A 22,638-nucleotide genomic window follows, 5' to 3' on the forward strand; every position below is an offset into this window, starting at 1 on the left:
AACGAGTGTCTCTGATCGCTTCTGACCACTTCCGCATCGTTGTCGGCCTCGGCAAGAGCGGCATGTCCCTGGTTCGCTTCCTGGCGAACCGGGGCGTGTCGTTCGCTGTCGCCGATACGCGGGAAAATCCACCGGAGCTGGCCACGCTGCGCCGTGACTACCCGCAGGTGGAAGTGCGTTGTGGCGAGCTGGATGTCGAGTTCCTCTGCCGTGCCGACGAGCTCTACGTGAGCCCGGGCCTGGCCTTGGCGACTCCGGCCCTGCAAGCAGCGGCTGCTCGTGGCGTGAAGCTGTCGGGTGATATCGAGCTGTTCGCCCGTAATGCGAAGGCGCCGATCGTTGCCATTACCGGCTCCAACGCAAAAAGCACCGTGACTACGCTGGTCGGCGAAATGGCGGTAGCGGCGGGCAAGCGCGTGGCGGTGGGCGGTAACCTCGGTACTCCGGCACTCGATCTGCTGAGCGACGACGTCGAGCTGTACGTGATGGAACTCTCGAGCTTCCAGCTGGAGACCACCGATCAGCTGGGCGCCGAAGTGGCCACCGTGCTGAACATCAGCGAAGACCACATGGACCGTTACAGCGGCCTGCCGGCCTATCACCTGGCCAAGCACCGGATCTTCCGTGGCGCGAAGCAAGTGGTGGTCAATCGTCAGGATGCGCTGAGCCGTCCGTTGATGGGCGAGGGCCTGCCGTGCTGGACCTTCGGCCTGAACAAGCCGGATTTCAAGGCTTTTGGTCTGCGCGAGGAAAATGGCGAGAAGTATCTGGCCTTTGAATTCCAGAGCCTGATGCCGGTGCGCGAGCTGAAAATTCGTGGCGCGCATAACCAGTCCAACGCCCTCGCGGCCTTGGCCCTGGGGCACGCCGTTGGCCTGCCGTTCGACGCCATGCTCTCGAGCCTGCGCACCTTCGCCGGGCTTGAGCATCGCTGCCAGTGGGTCCGCGACCTGAATGGCGTGAGCTACTACAACGATTCCAAAGCTACCAACGTTGGCGCCGCTTTGGCCGCTATCGAAGGCCTGGGTGCAGACATCCAGGGCAAGCTGGTGCTGATCGCCGGTGGCGACGGCAAAGGTGCCGAGTTCAAGGATCTGCGTGATCCGGTCGCGGCCAACTGCCGCGCCGTGGTGTTGATGGGGCGTGATGCCGAGCTGATTGGCCAGGCCATTGGCGATGCCGTGCCACTGATTCGCGTCAACTCGCTGATCGAAGCGGTCGAGCAATGCCGCGCCATCGCCCAGCCAGGCGATGCCGTGCTGCTGTCGCCGGCGTGCGCCAGTTTCGACATGTTCAAGAACTACGAAGAGCGTGGGCATCTGTTCGCCCAAGCCGTGGAGGACTTGGCATGAGCTTGAGAAATATCATCAAGCCGTACCCGTCGCCGATCATCACCGGGCGTGGGATCGACCTCGACTTCCCGATGCTCGCCGGTTGCCTGGCATTGATCGGCCTGGGGCTGGTCATGATCGCCTCTGCCTCGACCGAAGTGGCGGCGGTACAGTCGGGCAGCGCCCTGTATTACATGATTCGCCACCTTGTCTACATCGTGCTCGGCTTCGGTGCCTGCATCGTCACCATGATGATTCCGATCGCGACCTGGCAACGCCTGGGCTGGCTGATGCTGATCGGTGCGTTCGGTTTGCTGGTGATGGTGATCGTCCCGGGGATCGGCCGTGAGGTGAACGGTTCGATGCGCTGGATCGGTTTCAGCTTCTTCAACGTCCAGCCTTCCGAGATCGCCAAGGTCTTTGTGGTGATCTACCTCGCCGGTTATCTGGTGCGTCGGCAAAAAGAAGTACGCGAAAGCTGGATGGGCTTCTTCAAGCCGTTCATCGTGTTGCTGCCAATGGCCGGCCTGTTGCTGATGGAGCCGGACTTCGGTGCCACCGTCGTGATGATGGGGGCCGCGGCGGCGATGCTGTTTTTGGGCGGCGTCGGGCTGTTCCGCTTCACCCTGATGGTGATACTGGCGGTGGTGGCGGTGGTGCTACTGATCAAGATGCAGCCTTATCGAATGGCCCGTCTGACCACCTTCACCGATCCTTGGGCGGATCAGTTCGGTTCCGGTTACCAGTTGACCCAGGCGCTGATCGCCTTCGGTCGCGGTGAGTGGCTGGGTGTTGGCCTGGGCAACAGCGTGCAGAAACAGTTCTACCTGCCGGAAGCGCACACCGACTTCGTGTTCTCGGTCCTGGCCGAAGAGCTGGGCGTGGTTGGCTCTTTGGCCACCGTCGCGCTGTTCGTCTTCGTGTGCATACGCGGCATGTACATCGGTTTGTGGGCAGAGAAGGCCAAGCAATTCTTTGCCGCCTATGTCGCCTACGGCTTGTCGTTCCTGTGGATTGGTCAGTTCCTGATCAACATCGGGGTGAACGTCGGCTTGCTGCCGACCAAGGGTCTGACCCTGCCGTTCCTCAGTTACGGCGGCAGTTCGTTGGTGATCTGCTGCGCCTGTCTTGGCTTGTTGTTGCGTATCGAATGGGAAAGTCGAACCCACTTGGGCAGCGAAGAGATGGAGTTCAGCGAGAGTGACTTCGCCGAGGAGCCGACCCATGGGCGCTAACGTGCTGATCATGGCGGGCGGCACCGGTGGCCACGTGTTCCCGGCGCTGGCCTGTGCTCGCGAGTTTCAGGCGCGCGGTTACACCGTGCACTGGCTCGGGACGCCACGCGGGATCGAAAACGAACTGGTCCCGAATGCCGGCCTGCCGTTGCACTTGATCAACGTCAGCGGCCTGCGCGGCAAGGGCAAGCTGTCGCTGCTCAAGGCACCTTTTGTATTGCTCAAGGCGATCTGGCAGGCCCGTGCGGTCATTCGCCGGCTGAAGCCGGTCTGCGTACTGGGCTTTGGCGGATATGTCACCGGCCCTGGTGGCGTAGCGGCCAGATTGGCCGGTGTCCCCGTCATCGTTCATGAGCAGAACGCCGTCGCCGGTACCGCCAATCGGTTGCTGGTGCCGTTGGCCGCGCGAGTCTGCGAAGCTTTCCCGGACACCTTTGCTGCCAGTGGCAGCCGGCGCACTACCGGTAACCCGGTGCGCACCGAGTTGTTCCTCGATACACCGCGTTCAGCCCTGGCCGGACGCAAAGCGCGTTTGCTGATCCTGGGCGGAAGCCTGGGCGCAGAACCGTTGAACAAATTGCTGCCTGAAGCCCTGTCGCTGGTTCCTGCCGAACTGCGCCCGGAAGTGTTTCATCAGGCCGGTAAAAACCACGATGAAGTGACTGCCGAGCGCTATCGCACGGCCGGTGTCGAGGCGCAAGTGCAGCCTTTCATCAAAGACATGGCCCAAGCCTATGGCTGGGCCGACCTGGTGGTCTGTCGCGCTGGCGCGCTGACTGTCAGTGAGCTGGCTGCTGCCGGTCTGCCCTCGATGCTGGTGCCTTTGCCCCATGCAATCGACGATCACCAGACCCGCAATGCCGAATATTTGGCCCGTGAAGGCGCTGCCTTCCTGATGCCGCAAAGAACGACTGGCGCAGCGGATCTCGCTGCACGCCTGACAGAGGTCTTGATGCAACCGCAACGACTCAATGACATGGCTGGCGCCGCGCGTCGCCTGGCCAAACCTGATGCAACCCGCAACGTAGTCGATATCTGCCTGGAGGTGGTTCATGGTTGAAAATCAGAAAGCCATGCCGCAGCCGGAAATGCGCCGCATCCGTCGCATCCACTTCGTCGGAATCGGCGGTGTGGGCATGTGCGGAATTGCCGAAGTGTTGCTGAACCTGGGCTATCAAGTGTCCGGTTCCGACCTGAAAGCATCGCCGGTGACCGAGCGTCTCGAATCGTTCGGCGCCCAGATCTTCATCGGCCACCGCGCCGAGAACAGCGCGAGCGCCGATGTCCTGGTGGTATCGAGCGCCGTGAACACTTCCAACCCGGAAGTTGCGACGGCCCTTGAACGTCGTATCCCCGTGGTGCCGCGTGCCGAAATGCTCGCCGAGCTGATGCGCTACCGCCACGGCATCGCCGTCGCCGGTACTCACGGCAAAACCACCACCACCAGCCTGATCGCTTCGGTGTTCGCCGCCGGTGGCCTGGACCCGACCTTCGTGATCGGTGGTCGTCTGAATGCCGCGGGCACCAATGCCCAGCTGGGTACCAGCCGTTACCTGATTGCCGAAGCCGACGAAAGCGACGCCAGTTTCCTGCACCTGCAGCCGCTGGTAGCCGTGGTCACCAACATCGACGCCGACCACATGGCGACCTACGACGGTGACTTCAACAAACTGAAGAAAACCTTCGTCGAGTTCCTCCACAACCTGCCGTTCTACGGTCTGGCGGTGATGTGCCTGGACGACCCGGTGGTGCGTGAAATCCTGCCGCTGGTCAAGCGTCCGACCATGACCTACGGCTTCAGCGAAGACGCCGACGTGCGCGCCATCAATGTTCGCCAGCAAGGCATGCAGACCTTCTTCACCGTGCTGCGTCCTGACCGCGAACCGCTGGATGTCTCGGTGAACATGCCGGGCAACCACAACGTATTGAACTCGCTGGCGACCATCTGCATCGCGACCGACGAGTGCGTCAGCGATGAAGCCATCGTTCAGGGGCTGTCGGGCTTCCAGGGTGTTGGCCGACGCTTCCAGGTCTACGGCGAACTGCCGGTCGAAGGCGGCAATGTGATGCTGGTGGACGACTACGGTCACCACCCGACCGAAGTCGCAGCGGTGATCAAAGCCGTGCGCGGTGGTTGGCCAGAGCGCCGCCTGGTGATGGTTTACCAGCCGCACCGCTACAGCCGCACCCGCGACCTGTACGACGATTTCGTCAATGTACTGGCCGACGCCAACGTGCTGCTGCTGATGGAAGTCTATCCGGCCGGAGAAGAGCCGATTCCGGGGGCTGACAGCCGCAAGCTGTGCAACAGCATCCGCCAGCGCGGTCAGCTCGACCCGATCTACATCGAGCGCGGTGTCGACCTTGCGCCACTGGTCAAGCCGCTGCTGCGTGCCGGCGACATCCTGCTGTGCCAGGGCGCCGGTGATATCGGCGGTCTTGCACCGAAACTGTTGAAGAGTCCTTTGTTCGCGGGTGCCGTTGTCGCGCCTAGCGAGGGGAAGTTGAAATGACTGCTGCCTACGCCAACCTGTTCTCGACAATCGCCCCGAAAGACTTCGGCCGTGTGGCCGTGCTGTTCGGTGGCAAAAGCGCCGAACGTGAGGTTTCGCTGAAATCCGGTAACGCAGTGCTTGAAGCGCTGCAGTCCGCTGGCGTGGATGCGTTCGGCATCGACGTCGGCGACGATTTCCTGCAACGCCTGCTGAACGAAAAAATCGACCGCGCCTTCATCATTCTCCACGGTCGTGGCGGTGAAGACGGCAGCATGCAGGGCCTGCTCGAATGCGCAGGGATTCCGTACACCGGCAGCGGCATCCTGGCCTCGGCACTGGCCATGGACAAGCTGCGGACCAAACAGGTCTGGCACAGCCTCGGCATTCCGACGCCACGTCACGCGGTACTGGGCAGCGAAGCCGACTGTATTTTGGCGGCGACGGAACTGGGCTTCCCTTTGATCGTCAAACCGGCGCATGAAGGTTCAAGTATCGGTATGGCCAAAGTGACTTCGGCAGCTGAGTTGATCGAAGCCTGGAAAGCGGCCAGTACCTACGATTCGCAAGTGTTGGTCGAGCAATGGATTCAAGGTCCGGAGTTCACCATCGCGACCCTGCGTGATCAGGTGTTGCCACCGATCGCTCTGGGCACGCCACACACTTTCTATGACTACGACGCCAAGTACCTGGCCTCCGATACCCAGTACCGGATCCCGTGTGGCCTCGATAGCGCCAAGGAACAAGAACTCATGGACCTCACGGCGAAAGCCTGTGAGGCGCTGGGTATCGCCGGTTGGGGACGGGCTGACGTGATGCAGGACGCCGATGGGCAGTTCTGGTTCCTGGAAGTCAATACCGCACCGGGCATGACCGATCACAGTCTGGTCCCAATGGCCGCACGCGCCGCCGGTCTGGATTTCCAGCAGTTGGTGCTGGCGATCCTGGCGGCCAGTGTTGCCAGTCACGTAGAGCCGCGAGGTTAAGACCATGCAAGGCGCCCAGCTACGTCATCAGCCATCCGCACCCGGCCGCAAGCCGGTGCCGCGGGGTGCCAGCCGAATGGTGGCCAAAGAGCCGATGTCGGTGCGCCTGCCGAAAGCCAATTTTGGTTTTCTCAAAGCCTTGTTCTGGCCCGTGCTGTTGGTCGCGTTGGGGTTCGGTACTTACGAAGGTGCACAGCGCTTGCTGCCGTACGCCGACCGGCCGATCACCAAGATCAACGTGCAGGGCGATTTGAGTTACATCAGCCAGCAAGCGGTGCAGCAGCGGATCGCCCCGTACGTGGCGGCGAGCTTCTTCACCATCGACCTGGCGAGCATGCGTACCGAGCTGGAACAGATGCCATGGATTGCCCACGCCGAAGTGCGTCGCGTCTGGCCTGACCAAGTGGTGATTCGCCTGGAAGAGCAACTGCCGGTGGCCCGTTGGGGTGACGAGGCGTTGCTGAACAACCAGGGGCAGGCGTTTACGCCGCGTGAATTGGCCAACTACGAACATTTGCCACAGCTGTTCGGCCCACAACGGGCCCAGCAGCAAGTGATGCAGCAGTATCAGGTGTTGAGCCAGATGTTACGGCCATTGGGCTTCTCGATTGCCCGGCTGGAATTGCGTGAACGCGGCAGCTGGTTTCTGACCACTGGCGCGGGTAGCGCGGGCCCTGGGATCGAGCTGTTGCTGGGACGCGATCACCTGGTGGAAAAGATGCGCCGCTTCATTGCCATCTACGACAAGACGCTTAAAGAACAGATTACGAACATTGCGCGCATCGACCTGCGTTATGCCAACGGCCTGGCCGTTGGCTGGCGGGAACCTGTAGCGCCCACGACGGCCCAACGCGCCGTCGCGAAGAATTGAGAAGAGGCAGGACCATGGCAAACGTGCAAAGCGGCAAAATGATCGTCGGTCTGGATATCGGTACCTCCAAGGTGGTGGCGCTGGTAGGCGAGGTCGCGGCCGATGGCCAACTGGAAATCGTCGGGATCGGTACACACCCCTCCCGCGGCCTGAAGAAGGGCGTGGTGGTGAATATCGAATCCACCGTGCAGTCCATTCAGCGTGCGATCGAAGAAGCGCAACTGATGGCCGGTTGCCGGATTCACTCGGCGTTCGTCGGTGTGGCCGGCAATCACATTCGCAGCCTGAACTCCCACGGCATCGTGGCGATTCGTGATCGCGAAGTCAGCTCGGCCGACCTCGAGCGCGTGCTCGATGCCGCCCAGGCCGTGGCGATTCCGGCGGACCAGCGCGTTCTGCACACGCTGCCGCAGGATTACGTGATCGATAACCAGGAAGGTGTTCGCGAGCCTTTGGGCATGTCCGGCGTACGTCTGGAAGCCAAGGTACACGTGGTCACCTGCGCAGTGAACGCTGCACAGAACATTGAAAAGTGCGTGCGTCGTTGCGGTCTGGAAATCGACGACATCATTCTCGAGCAACTGGCTTCGGCGTACTCGGTGCTGACCGATGACGAGAAAGAGCTGGGTGTGTGCCTGGTGGACATCGGTGGCGGTACCACCGACATCGCGATCTTCACCGAAGGCGCGATTCGTCACACCGCGGTGATCCCGATTGCCGGTGATCAGGTGACCAACGACATCGCCATGGCGTTGCGCACTCCGACCCAGTACGCCGAAGAAATCAAGATCCGCTACGCCTGCGCCCTGGCCAAACTGGCTGGCGCCGGTGAAACCATCAAGGTCCCAAGCGTCGGTGATCGTCCGCCGCGCGAGCTGTCCCGTCAGGCCCTGGCCGAAGTGGTCGAGCCGCGTTACGACGAGCTGTTCACGCTGATCCAGGCAGAGCTGCGTCGCAGCGGCTACGAAGACCTGATCCCGGCCGGCATCGTGCTGACCGGCGGTACTTCGAAGATGGAAGGCGCGGTCGAGTTGGCCGAAGAGATTTTCCACATGCCGGTTCGCTTGGGCGTACCGCATGGCGTCAGAGGCCTGGACGACGTAGTGCGCAACCCGATTTATTCCACCGGTGTTGGTTTGCTGATGTATGGCCTGCAAAAGCAGTCCGATGGCATTTCCTTCTCCGGGATCAGCAGCAGTCGCGATAGCTACAACAACAACAACGACGAGGCCAAGAGCCCGTTGATTGATCGCATCAAAAGCTGGGTCCAGGGCAATTTCTGAAGATTTACCGCAGCACCGTGACACCGCAGCACCGTTGTACGCAGTAGGCGCAGTAGGCGAAAAAAACTAGAGAATGTAAGGAGAGGGAAAATGTTCGAACTCGTAGACAACATCCCCGCAAGCCCGGTTATTAAAGTTATCGGTGTTGGCGGTGGCGGCGGCAACGCTGTGAATCACATGGTCAAGAGCAACATTGAAGGCGTTGAGTTCATCTGCGCCAACACTGATGCCCAGGCGCTGAAAAACATCGGCGCGCGGACCATCCTGCAATTGGGCACCGGCGTGACCAAAGGTCTGGGTGCTGGCGCGAACCCTGAGGTCGGTCGTCAGGCCGCTCTGGAAGACCGCGAGCGCATCGCCGAAGTGCTGCAAGGCACGAACATGGTGTTCATCACCACCGGCATGGGCGGCGGTACCGGTACCGGTGCGGCGCCGATCATTGCTGAAGTGGCCAAGGAAATGGGGATCCTCACCGTTGCGGTGGTGACTCGTCCGTTCCCGTTCGAAGGCCGCAAGCGTATGCAGATCGCCGATGAAGGCATCCGCGCGCTGAGCGAAAGCGTCGACTCGTTGATCACCATCCCCAACGAGAAGCTGCTGACCATCCTGGGTAAAGACGCAAGCCTCTTGTCGGCTTTCGCCAAGGCTGACGATGTACTGGCCGGTGCCGTTCGCGGTATCTCCGACATCATCAAGCGTCCTGGCATGATCAACGTCGACTTCGCCGACGTCCGTACCGTCATGAGCGAAATGGGCATGGCAATGATGGGCACTGGCTGCGCCAGCGGTCCGAACCGTGCACGTGAAGCGACTGAAGCGGCGATCCGTAACCCGCTGCTCGAAGACGTCAACCTGCAAGGTGCACGCGGTATCCTGGTGAACATCACTGCCGGTCCTGACCTGTCCCTGGGTGAGTACTCCGACGTGGGTAGCATCATCGAAGCCTTCGCTTCCGAGCACGCCATGGTCAAGGTCGGTACCGTTATCGATCCGGACATGCGCGACGAATTGCACGTGACTGTGGTTGCCACTGGTCTGGGCGCAAAAATCGAGAAACCTGTGAAGGTCATCGACAATACCGTTCAAACCTCCATGGCTGCTGCCGCACCTGCTGCCGCGCGTCAGGAAATGCCGTCGGTCAACTACCGCGACCTGGACCGTCCAACCGTGATGCGCAACCAGGCTCAGGCCGGCGCAGCGGCGGCGGCTAAACTCAATCCGCAAGACGATTTGGATTACCTGGACATCCCGGCATTCCTGCGTCGTCAGGCCGATTGATGGAATGTATCAGGGCTATGAAGGTGATTGGTGTTCAGCAAAGGCCGGGTCTGCTATTATCGCCAGCCTTTGTTGATACCAGTTCGCAATTTGCGCTGAAGCGGCCCAAGCCATGATTAAACAACGCACCCTGAAAAATATTATCCGTGCCACAGGTGTAGGCCTGCACTCCGGGGAGAAGGTATACCTGACCCTCAAGCCAGCACCTGTAGACACCGGCATCGTGTTTTGTCGTGCCGACCTGGACCCTGTGGTGCAGATTCCTGCTCGCGCGGAAAACGTTGGTGAAACCACTATGTCGACGACACTGGTCAACGGTGACGTCAAAGTGGACACGGTGGAGCATTTGCTCTCGGCCATGGCTGGCCTGGGCATCGATAACGCCTACGTCGAGCTCTCCGCGTCCGAAGTCCCGATCATGGATGGTAGCGCTGGACCCTTCGTATTCCTGATTCAATCGGCTGGCCTGGAAGAACAGGACGCCGCCAAGAAGTTCATCCGGATCCTGCGTGAAGTGACAGTGGAAGACGGCGACAAGCGCGCCACTTTCGTCCCTTTCGAAGGCTTCAAAGTGAGCTTCGAGATCGATTTCGATCACCCGGTGTTTCGTGACCGCACTCAAAGTGCCAGCGTGGATTTTTCCAGCACTTCGTTCGTAAAAGAAGTCAGCCGCGCCCGGACCTTTGGTTTCATGAGTGATATCGAGTACCTGCGCAAGCACAACCTCGCACTCGGCGGTAGCGTTGAAAACGCCATCGTGGTCGACGCGGATGGTGTACTGAACGAAGACGGCCTTCGCTACGAAGACGAATTCGTGAAGCACAAGATCCTCGATGCAATTGGTGACCTCTACCTGCTGGGCAATAGCCTGATTGGTGAGTTCAAAGGCTTCAAGTCGGGCCACGCACTGAACAACCAGCTTCTGCGCAAATTGATTGAGCAGAAAGATGCTTGGGAAGTCGTGACGTTTGAAGACGCCAGCACTGCACCGATCTCTTACATGCGCCCAGTTGCGGCCGTGTAAGCAAAAACCTCTCTAGTTTTTAAAGGCTGCCTTCGGGTGGCCTTTTTTTATGCCTTGATTTTTATGTTTTCGGTGATGGCCTCTTCGCGGGCAAGCCCGCTCCCACAGGGGATCGTCGTCGAACGCAGATGCTCTGGGCACTGAAGATCAAATGTGGGATGGGCCGGGCGACGTTCGCTTGCCCGCGAAGAGGCCAGTCGCCGCAGCACAAATCCTCAGTTCGCTGCCTCCACCCGGTTACGCCCGCGGTGCTTGGCCTGATATAGCGCTTTGTCGGCTGCATACATCAGGTTTTCCAGGCTCTCGCCCGGTTGTCCTGTCGAGGTACAGAGGCCGATGCTGACGGTGATGGGCCCCACGTCGTCTTCGAACGGTGGCAATTGCTCGATTGCCGCACGGATATTTTCGGCAATCCGCAGGGCTCCTGCGCTGTCAGTCTCGGCCAGCACCACGGAAAACTCCTCACCGCCATAGCGCGCGGCGAGATCGGACGGGCGACGGATGTTTTCGCTGATGACTCGGGCGAGCACACGCAACGCATCGTCGCCGCCCTGATGGCCGTGACGGTCGTTGAACGACTTGAAGTGATCGGCGTCGATCATCAGCACCGACAATGGCTTGCCCGAGCGCTGGGCGCGGGACCATTCGCGATTCAGTGCCTGGTCGAGCGTCCGCCGGTTAGCCACACCGGTGAGGGCGTCGACAGCGGCCTGTTGCGCCAGCTCCTGCTCGGCGTGATGGCGCAGGCGAAATTCGCGGCACAGCAGCAAGGTCAACCACATCAAGCCGATACACAGCACACCGGTTGCGCCACTGATCACGTACGCGGTGCGTTTCCAGCTGGCGAAGATTTCGTCCATGGAGAGCGCGACGCTGACCGTCAACGGCAGATTGCCGACGCGCGAGAAGGTGTACAGGCGTTCCTGATGGTCCATGCTCGAGATGCTGCTGAAACTGCCACTGCCTTCACGCATGATGCGTATGACATTGGGTCGATTGCCGAAACTCTTGCCGATGCTGTCATCGGTCAGCATCGGCTTTTGCGCCAGCAGTATGCCGTCCTTGTCGAGCACATTGAGGGTGCTGTTGGAGCCGATGTCCAGGCTGCTGAACAGCTCGTCAAAGTACGCCAGTTGCATGGACGCGACGGCAACGCCAAGAAACTCCCCGGTGGGCGAAGAGATGCGCCGGCTGAAGCTGATGCGCCACTGATCGTTCTCGGGGCAGTCGCAACGGGGTTTGAACGGGCGACTGATAAACATCCCGCTATCGCTGTTGCTGACGTGGGCCTGGAAGTAGTCGCGGTCGGAAAAATTGCCCGTTTTTGGCTGAAGCGACGACGAGTTGGCGATCACCTCGCCGTGCTTGTCGAGCAGCAGGACATCGCCCTTGTAACGTGCGGTGCTTGCACGGTCGAACAGCACCAGGTGACGGACCTGCGGCGAAACCTTCTGCAGGTCGTCGCGTTGGGCGGCAGCGATCAAGCCTTGCAGTGACAGGTCATAGAGCTCGACGTTGCGCAGTACATCGGCGTCGATCAGTTGCACGATGTTGGTCGCACCTCGTGTGGCCGCCTGCATGGCATTGGCGTGTTCGCGGATCAGCAGGAAGGTGACGATGGCGATGATCGCGACGACGGTCAGCGAACTGCCGAGAACCAGCAGCAATTCCGGTCGGCGGGCAGAGCTCGTTATGGAGTGGTGTGTGCGTTTTGCACTCATGGTTCTGATTTCTGCACAGGGACATCATCAGCGTAGTTCCCGGACACACCGGGCGGCATTGCAGATATCAGTTCGTTGATCTCAGTGCATGTATAGATCCCGAACAAAAAAAAGGCCAGCGTGGATGCTGGCCTTTTTGTGAATTTTACTTAGAAAACGTTCAGTGGGTAGTCGACGATCACCCGGTATTCATCGGTATCGGTATCCAGCGCACCGTAGCCGTTGCCGCCACGGTTGGTGGCCCATTGCAGGCGCAGCGCCAGATCCTTGGCCGTACCGCCCTGGACCACGTACTTGAGATCGATATCACGCTCCCAGTGTTTGGCATTTTTACCAGCTTCGTTATAGAAGCTGGCATAACCGCGGCTGTTCGGGTCGACCTTGCTCAGGTCCAGCGTGCCGCGCGAATACGACACGGCCGAGGTCAGGCCCGGTACGCCGACGCCAGCGAAATCATAGGCGTACTTGAGCTTCCACGAACGCTCGTTCGGGCCGTTGAAATCCGAATACTGCTGCGAGTTGTCGAGGAAGATACTGTCGCCCTGGGCGATGTAGTCGAACGGCGTGTTGCCGTTCACGCGCTGGTAAGCGGCGGTGACGCTGTGGCTACCGACGCCCACGGTGAAGTGCAGGCTGTAGGTGTTGTTGTCGATTTTGCCGAGCAGTGCGTCGCCAGTGTCCTGGGTGTGATAGTAGTGCAGGCCCGGATTGAGGCTGACCAGTTCGTTGACCGCGTAGGTGTAGTCCAGGTCGTAGTAGTACTGGTTCCAGATGTCCTTGAGCTCGGACGCATAGAGGCTGCTGGTCAGGCCCGGCAGACCGCTCCAGGCCACACCGGCCCAGTTCAGGTGCTGGCTTTTGTCGCCGTCCGCCAGTTTGCCGTAGGACGTCCCGATGCGCTGGTGTCCGCTCTGGTTGTAAGGCTTGGTGAAGCTCGCCTGGCCGCCTTCGATCAGCCAGCCGTCGAAGCTGTGGTTGGTCAGGCTGACGCCGCGAAAGGTCTGCGGCAGCATGCGGCTCATGCCACCGGCGATTACCGGGTTGTTGAGAAACAGGTCACCGGCTTTCAGTTCAGTGTCCAGGGCGCGCATTTTCAGGGTGCCGCCAGCGCTTGAAAACGAGCCCGGTGCTTTGCCGTTGTCATCGCTGATCGGCAGGATGCTCGAGCCACTGGTGCCGCCACCACCGTCGAGTTTGAGCCCGAGCATGGCGTTGGCATCCACGCCAAAACCGACCGGGCCCTGGGTGTAACCCGATTCGAAGATACCGAGGAAACCCTGGCCCCATTCGATGTTGTCGTTAGTCTGCTGCTGACGATTGCGGTTCAGGTAGTAGTTGCGGGCATTGAGTTTAAGGCTTGCACCTTCAACGAAACCTTCACGGCTGGAATCGTCGGCGGCCTGGGCGTTTGCGGCCATCGTTGCGGCCATTGCAATGAATAGCGGACTGAGTTTGAGGGTGATGCTCACGCGGGATACAGCTCCTTGGGTCAATAACAAGCGTTGTTATAGTTAATAATCCGGGTGTTTCTTATTGGGTAATAACGAAGGAATGCCTGACAAATACACAACGAAAAAAAGCCGCTGATAGCAGCGGCTTGAAGACAACTTCTCAAGGGAAAGAGCCCTGAGAAGTGTCGAGGGAAACTGAGAGGTGTTACTGATCAGCTATCTTTTTCAACCTGTGGTTGAGCCTGGCTGGCTGATGTTTGCCGGGTTTGCTCAGACTTCTGTGCTTTTGCGGTCAGTTCAGCCTGGGCTTTGTCGAAGGCTTCGGCACGCGCAGCATTATGCGCGACAAATGCCGGCGACTCTTCAGCCATGGCGAACGGCGACAGGAACAAGGACGACAAAATGAAAGCGCTGGCAATACCCATACTGTTGGACATCTGGAAAACCTTCTTGCTTGGCAAGTGCTGTTTGGTGTGGCCAAGGTAAAGGTCTTGGGGGGTGGGAAAAAGAGCGGATTGGATAAAGGACTGTTGCGTGGGAGGTAAGAGTTGAGTATTTCTCGTTCCCACGCTCCGCGTGGGAATGCATCCTCTGACGCTCTGCGTCAGCTCGTGAAGCGGAACGCGGAGCGTCCCTGGCGGCATTCCCACGCGGAGCGTGGGAACGATCAACGTGAGTTATGCACGGTGGGGGGATCAAATCGGCAAATAGATCCCGAACGTATTCACGCCGTTATCACTGCGCACAAACACATTGCCGCCGTGCATCAGCGCGATCGCCTTGACGATGGCCAGCCCCAGGCCATGGTTGGCGCCGCTGTTGCTGCGCGAGGCGTCGACCCGGTAGAAGCGCTCGAACAAGCGCGGCAGATGTTCACTGGCGATGGGCTCGCCGGGGTTGGTGACGCCGATACTGACCCGATGCTCCTGAACATCAATCTGCACCCGAATGACCTGGCCGGGAGCCGTGTGTTGCACGGCGTTGTTCAGCAGGTTGATCAGCGCCCGGCGCAGGTGGGCGATTTCGATCTGTACCCGGGCATCGCCGCTGACCTGAACCTTGACCTGCGCATCTTCGAGGATGAAATCCAGGTAGTCGAGGGTGGTGGCGACTTCGTCCGCAAGCGAGGTGGTGGTCAGTTTGGTGGCCTTGCTGCCCTGGTCGGCGCTGGCCAGAAACAGCATGTCGTTGATGATCGAGCGCAGCCGTTCGAGTTCTTCGAGGTTCGATTGCAGCACTTCGAAGTAGTGTTCCGCCGAGCGCCCACGGGTCAGGGCAACCTGGGTTTGACCGATCAGGTTGGTCAGTGGCGAGCGCAGTTCGTGGGCGACATCGGCGTTGAACGATTCAAGTCGTGTATAGGCTTGTTCGACCCGCTCCAGCGTCTCGTTGAACGAGCTGACGAACTGATTGAGTTCCGGTGGCAGTGGCGACAATTGCAGCCGTGAGGACAGCAACGGCGGTGCCAGTCGTTGAGCTTCCTGAGACAACTTGATCAACGGCTTGAGGCCGATCCGCGCCACCCAGTAACCCAGCGCCGAGGCCAGCAGTACGCCGATGATCGCCAGGCTGATCAGGGCGATCAGCAAGTGATGCTGGGTCTCATAGAAGGTTTGGGTGTCGATGCCGATCATGAAGCGCAACGGTGGGCGCTGGTCCTTGGCCGGAAACTGGCTGACCAGCACTTTCATCGGATAGGGCTGACCCGGCAGTTGTACGTCGCGCTTGCCGGTTGGCCCTTGCGCCAAGGCACGGATCTGCGGGGTGATGTTGCCGTACTCATAGTTGGCATCGCCGCTGATGATCCAGAAACTGATGCGCTTGTCCTCTTCACTCAGCAGGTTGAGTTTGTTGTTGATCTTCACCCAGTGCTCTGGCGTACCAAAGCGCCCGACCGTGGATTCGAGCACGCTGTAACGCGCATCCAGTTCGGCTGCCGGCAGCAGCGCCAGGCCCTTTTCAACCTGTTGATACAGCGCCCAGCCGATCAACAGAAATACCAGCGCGGCCACCAGCGTGAACATGCCGCTCAGGCGCAGGGCGATACTGTTACTGCGCACTGCGGCTCTCCAGCACATAGCCCATGCCGCGAATGGTGTGCAGCAGTTTCTCTTCGAATGGCCCGTCGATCTTGGCGCGCAGGCGCTTGATCGCGACTTCGACGACGTTGGCGTCGCTGTCGAAATTGATGTCCCAGACCATCTCGGCAATCGCGGTTTTCGACAGAATTTCACCCTGACGCCGAGCCAGCACACTGAGCAGCGAGAACTCCTTGGCGGTCAGGTCCAGTCGCGTACCGGCACGGGTGGCCTTGCGGCTGATCAAATCAATCCACAGGTCGGCAATGGTCACTTGCACCGGTTCATGGCCGCCACTGCGGCGGGTCAGTGCTTGCAGGCGGGCGACCAGTTCGAGAAACGAAAAGGGTTTGCCGAGGTAATCGTCGGCACCGTCGCGCAGGCCCTTGATCCGGTCTTCGACACGCTCGCGGGCGGTCAGCATGATCACCGGGGTCTGTTTGCGGGCACGCAAGGCGCGCAGCACGCCGTAGCCGTCGAGACCCGGCAGCATCACGTCGAGGATGATCACCGCGTAATCGTTTTCGAGCGCCAGGTGCAAACCTTCGACCCCGTCCGGGGCGCGGTCCACGGTGTAACCCTGTTCGGTCAGACCGCGGTACAGATAATCCGCGGTTTTCTCTTCGTCTTCGATAATCAGAACGCGCATGACCCGCCTCAGTGTGTAGTCGCCAGCGCAGGCGCTGGTGTGGAGCGATGGAACACCCGCTCAAGCCATAAGTATATGACTGGCGTGGTAAACAGCGTCAGCGCCTGGCTGACCAGCAAACCGCCGACCACCGCGATCCCCAGCGGTTGGCGCAGTTCGGCGCCGGTGCCGTAACCGAGCATCAGCGGCAGCGCGCCGAGCAGGGCGGCGAGGGTGGTCATCATGATCGGCCGGAACCGCGTGAGGCATGCCTCGAAAATTGCTTCTTGCGGGGACAGTCCGCGATTGCGCTGGGCGTCGAGGGCGAAGTCGATCATCAGGATGCCGTTCTTCTTGACGATACCGATCAGCAGCACCAGGCCGATCAACGCCATGATCGAGAAGTCCTGGCCGAGGATCCACAGCAGTATCAAGGCGCCGAGACCGGCCGAAGGCAAGGTCGAGATGATCGTCAGTGGGTGCACGAAACTCTCATAGAGCACGCCAAGAATGATGTACACCGCCACCAGCGCCGCCAGAATCAGCCACGGCTGGCTGGCCAGCGAACTCTGGAACGCCTGGGCCGCGCCCTGGAAATTGCCGTTGACCGAGGCCGGCATGCCAATGTCGTTCTTCGCCTGGTTGAGCAAAATCACCGCATCGCCCAACGCCACGCCAGGCGCGAGGTTGAACGACAGGTTGGCGGCCGGGAACATGCCGTCGTGGGCGATGGACAATGGGCCGATGGTCGGCGCATCGAAACGGGCCAGCGCCGACAACGGCACCATCTCGCCACTCAGCGGCGAGCGCAGGTAGAAATAGGCGAGGCTTTCGGCCTTGCCGCGCTGGCGGGTGTCGAGTTCGAGAATGACGTTGTACTGGTTGATTTCGGTCTGGAATTCATTCACCTGCCGTTGGCCGAAGGCGTCATAAAGCGCTTCGTCGACATCGCTGGCAGTCAGCCCGAAACGCGCTGCAGCGGCACGGTCGATGTGGATGTGGGTGATGCTGCCGCCCAGTTGCAGGTCGTTGGAAATGTCGCGAAACGCCGCCATGCCGCGCAGTTTTTCGGTCAGGCGTTGGGTCCAGAGGTTCAGTGTCGGACCGTCGTTGCTCTTGAGCACGTATTGATACTGTGCGCGGCTGGGGCCGGAGCTGAGGTTGATGTCTTGCCCGGCGCGCAGGTACAGCACAATGCCCGGGACCTTCATCAGTTGCGGACGAATCCGGTCGATGAACGCGCTGGCGGACACATCGCGATCGCCGCGTTTTTTCAAGGAGATCCAGAAGCGCCCGTTGGCGATGGTCTGGTTGCTGCCGGACACGCCCACCGAATGGGAGAAGGTTTGCACCGCAGGGTCGGCGGCGACGATGTCTGCCAGGGCCTGGTGCTTTTTCACCATCTCCGGAAACGACACGTCGGCGGCGGCTTCGGTGGTGCCGAGGATAAAACCGGTGTCCTGTATCGGGAAGAAACCTTTGGGGATAAACACGTAGCCGGCAACCGCCATGCACAGCGTCAGACTGAAGATCCCCAGCATCAGTTTCTGATGCGCCAGGGCCCGGCGCAGTGCGCGTTCATACAGTGCGAGCAGGCGTTCACCGAAACCGGGTTTGGCGTGGGCGTCGTGTACCGGAGCGCGCATGAACAGGGCGGCCATGGTCGGTGCCAGGGTCAACGACACCACCACCGAAATCATGATGGTCGAGGTGGCGGTCAGGGCGAACTCCTTGAACAACCGGCCGACCACCCCACCCATGAACAACAGCGGAATGAACGCCGCGACCAGCGAGAAGCTGATCGAGACCACGGTAAAGCCGATCTCGCCAGCGCCCTTGATCGCCGCTTCGCGCATGCCGTCGCCGGCCTCCAGGTGGCGGTGAATGTTCTCCACCACCACAATCGCATCGTCGACCACAAACCCTACGGAAATGACGATCGCCACCAGGGTCAGGTTGTTCAGGCTGAAGCCCATGATGTACATCAGCGCGATACTGGCGATCAGCGAGACCCCGAGCACGCTGGAAACGATCAGCGTCGCCGACCACTGGCGCAGGAACAGCGCCATCACCGCGACCACCAGCAGGACCGCGATCAGCAGGGTGACTTCCACTTCGTGCAGCGAGGCGCGGATGGTCTGGGTCCGGTCGATCAGCACGTTGACCTGAATCGACGCCGGAAGCATCGCTTGCAGGCCCGGCAACGCGGCTTGAATCCGGTCCACGGTGTCGACGATGTTCGCACCCGGTTGCCGCAGGATCACCAGGTTGACCCCCGGCCGATCGCCGGACCAGGCCTGGACGTAGGCGTCTTCCGAGCCACTGACCACGGTGGCGATGTCCCGGAGCTGGACCGGTGCGCCGTTCTTGTAGGAGACGATCAGTTGACCGTACTCGTCGGGATGGAACAGCTGATCGTTGGTCGACAGCGTGGAAATGCTCGACTCGCCATACAGCGCACCCTTGGCCAGGTTGAGACTGGTTTTCTGAATGGCCAGGCGCACATCGGCCAGGGTCAGGCCGATGGCGGCGAGTTTGTCGGCCGAGGCCTGGACCCGAATGGCCGGGCGTTGCTGGCCGGTGATGTAGATCTGGCCGACGCCGTCGATCTGGCTCAATTGCCGCGCCAGCAGGGTTTCGGCGTAGTCGCTGAGTTCGGTGCCGGGCATTTGCGTCGAGCTGACGCTGAGGATCAGCACCGGGCTGTCGGATGGGTTGACCTTGCGCCAGGTCGGCAGCGTCGGCATGTCCTTGGGCAGTTTGCCGGCGGCGGTGTTGATTGCGGCCTGAACTTCCTGGGCGGCAGTGTCGATGCTTTTGTTGAGGGTGAATTGCAGGGTCAGGTTGGTCGAACCCAAGGCACTGCTGGAGGTCATCTGGGTCATGCCGGGGATGGCGCTGAATTGCACCTCCAACGGTGTCGCCACCGACGAGGCCATGGTGTCGGGGCTGGCGCCGGGCAACTGCGCGGCGACTTGAATGGTCGGGAACTCGGCTTCCGGCAAAGGGGCGATGGGCAGGCGCGGGAAGGCGATCAAGCCCAGCAGCACCAGGGCGAAGGTCAGCAGTGCCGTGGCGACCGGATGGTCGATGCACCAGGCCGAAATGCCGCCATGGACCTTCATGGCTGTGGCTCCGCCGCAGTGCTTTGCGTGAGCGCTGGCGGCTCGCCGAGAATCTGCACGCTGGCCCCTGGCTTGAGCCGCGACTGACCATCGCTGACCAGCACATCACCGGCCTGTACCCCTGTGATGATGTTCAGCCCGCTGTCCTGATAGACCATTTGCACCGGAACGGATTCGACCTTGTCGCCGTTGACCCGGTAAACGAAATGCTGATCCAGCCCGCGCTGGACCACGGACGGCGGCACCACCAGCGCATGCTTGTCGAGGGCGGTCTGGATCTTGAGCGTCACCAGTTGCCCCGGCCAGAGCTTTTGCCCGGCGTTGCTGAATTCGGCCTTGGCGCGAATGGTCCCGGTGTTGGCATTGATCTGGTTATCGATGAGCGTCAGGTGGCCTTCGCCGAGCAAGTCGCCGGTCTGGCCATTGGTGTCGGCGCCGAGGTAGGCATTCACGTCAGCCGGCGGGGTTGCACTGATCAGCCGTTGCAGCGTCGGCAGCATTTGCTGCGGCAGGGAAAACTCGACGGCAATCGGGTCGATCTGGGTGACCGAGAACAATCCTTGGGTATCGCTCATGCGCAGGAAGTTACCTTCATCCACGGTGCGAATACCGACGCGGCCCGTCACCGGCGAGCGAATCTGTGTGTAGGAGAGCTGCACCTGCGCCGCATCGATGGCCGCCTGATTGCCCTGTGCCGTGGCTTTCAACTGATTGACCAGGGCTTGTTGCTGGTCGTAGGTCTGCTTGGAGACGCCGTCATCGACGCTGAGCAATTTGTAGCGTTTGAGATTGACCTCGGCGACCTGCAACTGCGCCTGGTTTTCGCCCAATTGCGCACGGGCCTGATCGAGGCTGGCGCGGATCGAGCGATCATCGATGGTCGCCAGCAGGTCACCGGCCTTCACCAACTGACCCTCCTTGACCAGCAGCCGGGTGAGGATGCCGTCGATCTGCGGACGAATAACCACGCTGTGCAATGACAGCACCGAGCCAATCCCGCTGACATAGCGCGGCACGTCGCGTTCGACGACGCTGACCACCCGCACCGGAATCGCGGTGGGGGCCGAGAGTTTGCTCGTCGCCGGTTTGATCGCAACGCCAATGGCCACGGCAGTGACCGTCACCAGCAGCGCGGCGATCAGCAGTTTTTTTCCTGAAATGGGCATGAGCATTGAACGCCGGGGCAAAAAGACGGGAAATAATGGCCTAGTTATAGTCCTTCGTTGCGGTCAGCAAGGTGACGGCTAACTGACAGGGCTGTCAGCAAAGGCGACCATTCATACGTCGGGAGGTTAAAGATCATGGGCGCGCAGGTATACTGCCGGCCTTTCGCGGCCCACCCATCGGGCCCGACTCACTGTAACACCCGGAGCATTCATGACTTCCCCGATACAAGCGCCTGCTGCTGACGAACAGGCTGACCTGCCAGACAGCGTCGACTCCAGCGCCGACAGCGAAACCAAAGCGGCGATCCCGGCCTTCAAGTTCCCGTTCAAGCCGGGCGAGTTGGCCTCCGCCAAAAACGCCAGTCAGCCGTGGTACAAGAACGGCGCCAAGAATGGCCACACCAAGGTCCCGGGCGCAGCGCCTCCTGGCACCCGTCGCTCGATGGGCAAGCGCTGAGTCGTCCCTCTCAGTTATAAATCTCAGGCCGCACGCAACGAGATAAACGCATAGTTCAGCGGCTCTGCCGTGACCACGTGTGCACCGGCGGCCTGCACTTGCTCAGCAATGTCGTTGCCCGACACATGGAACAGCCATTCACCGGCCGAACCTGGCAACGGCGCTGCCTGAACCTGATCAATTGCCGAGGCAAACGCCGCCATGTCCGGCAGGTAGGCGGTAAACCCGTCACCCTTGAGCGCCGTGGTACGAATTCCCAAGCGTTCGCAAATCGCTTCCTTGGCCTGGACATCGTCGCGGTCTGCCTGACGCGAGCGCTGGATCAGGTCCACCAACGCCTGATCAACCAACTGACCGCCGACGATCAAGTCGGGGCCTTGTTCCCACGATTCGGGCGGGCAGTCTTTGGCCGCTGGCGTCAGGGGAATGTGTGGATTGATTTCCATCGGGTAGATCCGGCACACCAGCGGCCGGCGCTCGTAGATGCGGCAGAGGTTGTCTTCGTCAAGATTCCGGCAGGGACCGGCGTTGTACGCGGCGAAGGTGATCGCTACATGGGCCTGGGTCGCGCCGCTGGGCACCACCACGGAACGGCGTTCGGCGTGCTCGCGTTGCAAGGCTGGAAGGCCCAGGCCATTGCCGAGAAAACCCTCCACCAGCACGATCACGGCCCCGCCGTCAGCCGCCCACATCCGGGCCTCGTCGAGGGTCAGGGGCACATGGTGGTCGCTGCAGCATTTACCACAACCTACGCAGGAAAACGTCGTATTCATTAGGCGACCGGTCACATTCCAGAGGCGTCAGCGATGGCGGAAAACCACCGCGAGGGAGGGTGCCAAAGCAAGTTGTGCGCCAGTCATTGGCTTTGGGCGTGTGTTGGTCAAGGGCTGGTTATGCATGATGGTTTGATGTTGCTAGTGCGGGCCTCATCGCGAGCAAGCTCGCTCCCACAGTGGTTTTCGTCGTACACAGAATTTGTGTTCAATGAGATTAAATGTGGGAGCGAGCTTGCTCGCGATAGCGGTCTTAATCTGGAACCAGTTCCCGGCGGACGACACGCATTCCAGCGCTTTCATACAGCCGCCGGGCGCGCTGGTTGTCTTCCAGTACCTTCAGATCGACAAACCCTTCGCGCCGCTGTTGAAACACCCTGAAGGCATGCAACAGCAACGCCCGTCCCAAGCCCTGGCCCTGAGCCCGTGGATGCACCACCAGGTTCTTGATATAGGCGCTGGTCCAGCACTGGGCCACGCCGATAATGCCGTGGGCATCCGAGGCGATGAAACACAGCGCCGGGTCATATTCGGCATCGCTTTCAAAGCGCTCGCGCCACACCTCAAGTGACGGTACTCGACCGCCGCCGTGCTGATAACCCTGTTCCATCAAACCGTGAACCGCTTCGGCCAGTTCGGGGCGGTACTCGCTCAGCACAATGCCAGGAGGCCAGGCAATGGCGGGCAACACCCCGGCGAGGTCGCGCCGCAGCAGCAGGCAATACTCTTCAGCCAAGGC

The 22,638-nt window shown here is 60.7% G+C and carries 19 protein-coding genes; 10 read left to right on the plus strand and 9 right to left on the minus strand.

The genetic code is table 11. The features are described 5' to 3' along the window. The first annotated feature begins 5 nt into the window (after window positions 1-5). The 9 genes from murD (at window position 6) to lpxC (ending at window position 10,500) form a co-directional block, all read left to right on the plus strand. Window positions 6-1,352, plus strand: a complete 1,347-nt coding sequence (gene murD / locus AC1DIG_RS15665; RefSeq protein ID WP_477768020.1) for a UDP-N-acetylmuramoyl-L-alanine--D-glutamate ligase — start codon at window positions 6-8, stop codon at window positions 1,350-1,352. After that, window positions 1,349-2,566, plus strand: a complete 1,218-nt coding sequence (gene ftsW / locus AC1DIG_RS15670; RefSeq protein WP_054595714.1) for a putative lipid II flippase FtsW — start codon at window positions 1,349-1,351, stop codon at window positions 2,564-2,566. Before murD ends, ftsW begins: the two co-directional genes overlap by 4 nt. After that, the gene (gene murG, locus AC1DIG_RS15675) at window positions 2,556-3,626 is read left to right on the plus strand and encodes an undecaprenyldiphospho-muramoylpentapeptide beta-N-acetylglucosaminyltransferase (RefSeq protein ID WP_477768021.1); all 1,071 of its coding nucleotides are present in this window, start codon (window positions 2,556-2,558) and stop codon (window positions 3,624-3,626) included. Before ftsW ends, murG begins: the two co-directional genes overlap by 11 nt. After that, window positions 3,619-5,079 (plus strand): UDP-N-acetylmuramate--L-alanine ligase, encoded by a 1,461-nt coding sequence (gene murC / locus AC1DIG_RS15680; RefSeq protein WP_477768022.1) that lies wholly within the window; start codon window positions 3,619-3,621, stop codon window positions 5,077-5,079. Before murG ends, murC begins: the two co-directional genes overlap by 8 nt. Next, window positions 5,076-6,044, plus strand: coding sequence for a D-alanine--D-alanine ligase (locus AC1DIG_RS15685; protein ID WP_477768023.1), 969 nt, complete (start codon window positions 5,076-5,078; stop codon window positions 6,042-6,044). Before murC ends, AC1DIG_RS15685 begins: the two co-directional genes overlap by 4 nt. Before the next feature lie 4 nt (window positions 6,045-6,048). Beyond that, complete coding sequence (locus AC1DIG_RS15690) at window positions 6,049-6,915, plus strand: cell division protein FtsQ/DivIB (RefSeq protein WP_054595718.1); 867 nt, start codon at window positions 6,049-6,051, stop codon at window positions 6,913-6,915. A 14-nt stretch (window positions 6,916-6,929) separates the two neighbouring features. Beyond that, window positions 6,930-8,198: a cell division protein FtsA gene (ftsA, locus tag AC1DIG_RS15695; protein WP_477768024.1), complete on the plus strand. Its 1,269-nt coding sequence runs from the start codon at window positions 6,930-6,932 to the stop codon at window positions 8,196-8,198. A gap of 90 nt (window positions 8,199-8,288) precedes the next feature. Further along, window positions 8,289-9,476: a cell division protein FtsZ gene (gene ftsZ, locus AC1DIG_RS15700; RefSeq protein ID WP_019693552.1), complete on the plus strand. Its 1,188-nt coding sequence runs from the start codon at window positions 8,289-8,291 to the stop codon at window positions 9,474-9,476. Window positions 9,477-9,588: 112 nt separating this feature from the next. Continuing rightward, window positions 9,589-10,500, plus strand: a complete 912-nt coding sequence (gene lpxC, locus AC1DIG_RS15705; RefSeq protein WP_054595720.1) for a UDP-3-O-acyl-N-acetylglucosamine deacetylase — start codon at window positions 9,589-9,591, stop codon at window positions 10,498-10,500. 215 nt (window positions 10,501-10,715) lie between these two features. Here the strand turns inward: lpxC and AC1DIG_RS15710 are convergent, their stop codons facing one another. The 7 genes from AC1DIG_RS15710 to AC1DIG_RS15740 form a co-directional block, all read right to left on the minus strand. Continuing rightward, complete coding sequence (locus AC1DIG_RS15710; protein WP_477768025.1) at window positions 10,716-12,221, minus strand: sensor domain-containing diguanylate cyclase; 1,506 nt, start codon at window positions 12,219-12,221, stop codon at window positions 10,716-10,718. 149 nt (window positions 12,222-12,370) lie between these two features. After that, window positions 12,371-13,651, minus strand: coding sequence for an OprD family porin (locus tag AC1DIG_RS15715; RefSeq protein ID WP_477768137.1), 1,281 nt, complete (start codon window positions 13,649-13,651; stop codon window positions 12,371-12,373). A 233-nt stretch (window positions 13,652-13,884) separates the two neighbouring features. Further along, window positions 13,885-14,109 (minus strand): hypothetical protein, encoded by a 225-nt coding sequence (locus AC1DIG_RS15720; protein WP_477768026.1) that lies wholly within the window; start codon window positions 14,107-14,109, stop codon window positions 13,885-13,887. 258 nt (window positions 14,110-14,367) lie between these two features. Continuing rightward, window positions 14,368-15,732 (minus strand): heavy metal sensor histidine kinase, encoded by a 1,365-nt coding sequence (locus AC1DIG_RS15725; RefSeq protein ID WP_477768027.1) that lies wholly within the window; start codon window positions 15,730-15,732, stop codon window positions 14,368-14,370. Then, window positions 15,722-16,399 carry a heavy metal response regulator transcription factor gene (locus tag AC1DIG_RS15730; RefSeq protein ID WP_477768028.1) on the minus strand — a complete coding sequence of 226 codons (678 nt, stop codon included), beginning with the start codon at window positions 16,397-16,399 and terminating at the stop codon, window positions 15,722-15,724. The genes AC1DIG_RS15725 and AC1DIG_RS15730 overlap by 11 nt, the downstream gene beginning before the upstream one ends. 8 nt (window positions 16,400-16,407) lie before the next feature. Further along, window positions 16,408-19,503: a multidrug efflux RND transporter permease subunit gene (locus tag AC1DIG_RS15735; RefSeq protein ID WP_477768029.1), complete on the minus strand. Its 3,096-nt coding sequence runs from the start codon at window positions 19,501-19,503 to the stop codon at window positions 16,408-16,410. Continuing rightward, entirely contained in the window at window positions 19,500-20,669 is a 1,170-nt protein-coding gene (locus tag AC1DIG_RS15740; RefSeq protein WP_477768030.1) for an efflux RND transporter periplasmic adaptor subunit, read from the minus strand. The genes AC1DIG_RS15735 and AC1DIG_RS15740 overlap by 4 nt, the downstream gene beginning before the upstream one ends. 211 nt (window positions 20,670-20,880) lie before the next feature. Between AC1DIG_RS15740 and AC1DIG_RS15745 the strand changes: the two genes are divergently transcribed. Then, window positions 20,881-21,126, plus strand: a complete 246-nt coding sequence (locus AC1DIG_RS15745; protein ID WP_103319149.1) for a hypothetical protein — start codon at window positions 20,881-20,883, stop codon at window positions 21,124-21,126. Between the two features lie 23 nt (window positions 21,127-21,149). On the opposite strand, the gene AC1DIG_RS15750 is transcribed toward AC1DIG_RS15745, so the two are convergent. Further along, window positions 21,150-21,899 carry a YkgJ family cysteine cluster protein gene (locus tag AC1DIG_RS15750; RefSeq protein WP_477768031.1) on the minus strand — a complete coding sequence of 250 codons (750 nt, stop codon included), beginning with the start codon at window positions 21,897-21,899 and terminating at the stop codon, window positions 21,150-21,152. A gap of 253 nt (window positions 21,900-22,152) precedes the next feature. Continuing rightward, complete coding sequence (locus AC1DIG_RS15755) at window positions 22,153-22,635, minus strand: GNAT family N-acetyltransferase (RefSeq protein ID WP_477768032.1); 483 nt, start codon at window positions 22,633-22,635, stop codon at window positions 22,153-22,155. Between the last annotated feature and the right edge of the window lie 3 nt (window positions 22,636-22,638).

It is taken from the genome of Pseudomonas sp. 05N431 (assembly GCF_056397005.1).

Coding starts and splice junctions, on each gene's coding strand:
- AC1DIG_RS15730 (WP_477768028.1), bottom strand. CDS start 16,399: ATGCGCGTTCTGATTATCGAAGACGAAGAGAAAACCGCGGATTATCTG.
- AC1DIG_RS15710 (WP_477768025.1), bottom strand. CDS start 12,221: ATGAGTGCAAAACGCACACACCACTCCATAACGAGCTCTGCCCGCCGA.
- AC1DIG_RS15750 (WP_477768031.1), bottom strand. CDS start 21,899: ATGAATACGACGTTTTCCTGCGTAGGTTGTGGTAAATGCTGCAGCGAC.
- ftsZ (WP_019693552.1), top strand. CDS start 8,289: ATGTTCGAACTCGTAGACAACATCCCCGCAAGCCCGGTTATTAAAGTT.
- AC1DIG_RS15685 (WP_477768023.1), top strand. CDS start 5,076: ATGACTGCTGCCTACGCCAACCTGTTCTCGACAATCGCCCCGAAAGAC.
- murG (WP_477768021.1), top strand. CDS start 2,556: ATGGGCGCTAACGTGCTGATCATGGCGGGCGGCACCGGTGGCCACGTG.
- murC (WP_477768022.1), top strand. CDS start 3,619: ATGGTTGAAAATCAGAAAGCCATGCCGCAGCCGGAAATGCGCCGCATC.
- ftsW (WP_054595714.1), top strand. CDS start 1,349: ATGAGCTTGAGAAATATCATCAAGCCGTACCCGTCGCCGATCATCACC.
- lpxC (WP_054595720.1), top strand. CDS start 9,589: ATGATTAAACAACGCACCCTGAAAAATATTATCCGTGCCACAGGTGTA.
- AC1DIG_RS15735 (WP_477768029.1), bottom strand. CDS start 19,503: ATGAAGGTCCATGGCGGCATTTCGGCCTGGTGCATCGACCATCCGGTC.
- AC1DIG_RS15690 (WP_054595718.1), top strand. CDS start 6,049: ATGCAAGGCGCCCAGCTACGTCATCAGCCATCCGCACCCGGCCGCAAG.
- AC1DIG_RS15720 (WP_477768026.1), bottom strand. CDS start 14,109: ATGTCCAACAGTATGGGTATTGCCAGCGCTTTCATTTTGTCGTCCTTG.
- AC1DIG_RS15715 (WP_477768137.1), bottom strand. CDS start 13,651: ATGGCCGCAACGATGGCCGCAAACGCCCAGGCCGCCGACGATTCCAGC.
- AC1DIG_RS15740 (WP_477768030.1), bottom strand. CDS start 20,669: ATGCCCATTTCAGGAAAAAAACTGCTGATCGCCGCGCTGCTGGTGACG.
- AC1DIG_RS15745 (WP_103319149.1), top strand. CDS start 20,881: ATGACTTCCCCGATACAAGCGCCTGCTGCTGACGAACAGGCTGACCTG.
- ftsA (WP_477768024.1), top strand. CDS start 6,930: ATGGCAAACGTGCAAAGCGGCAAAATGATCGTCGGTCTGGATATCGGT.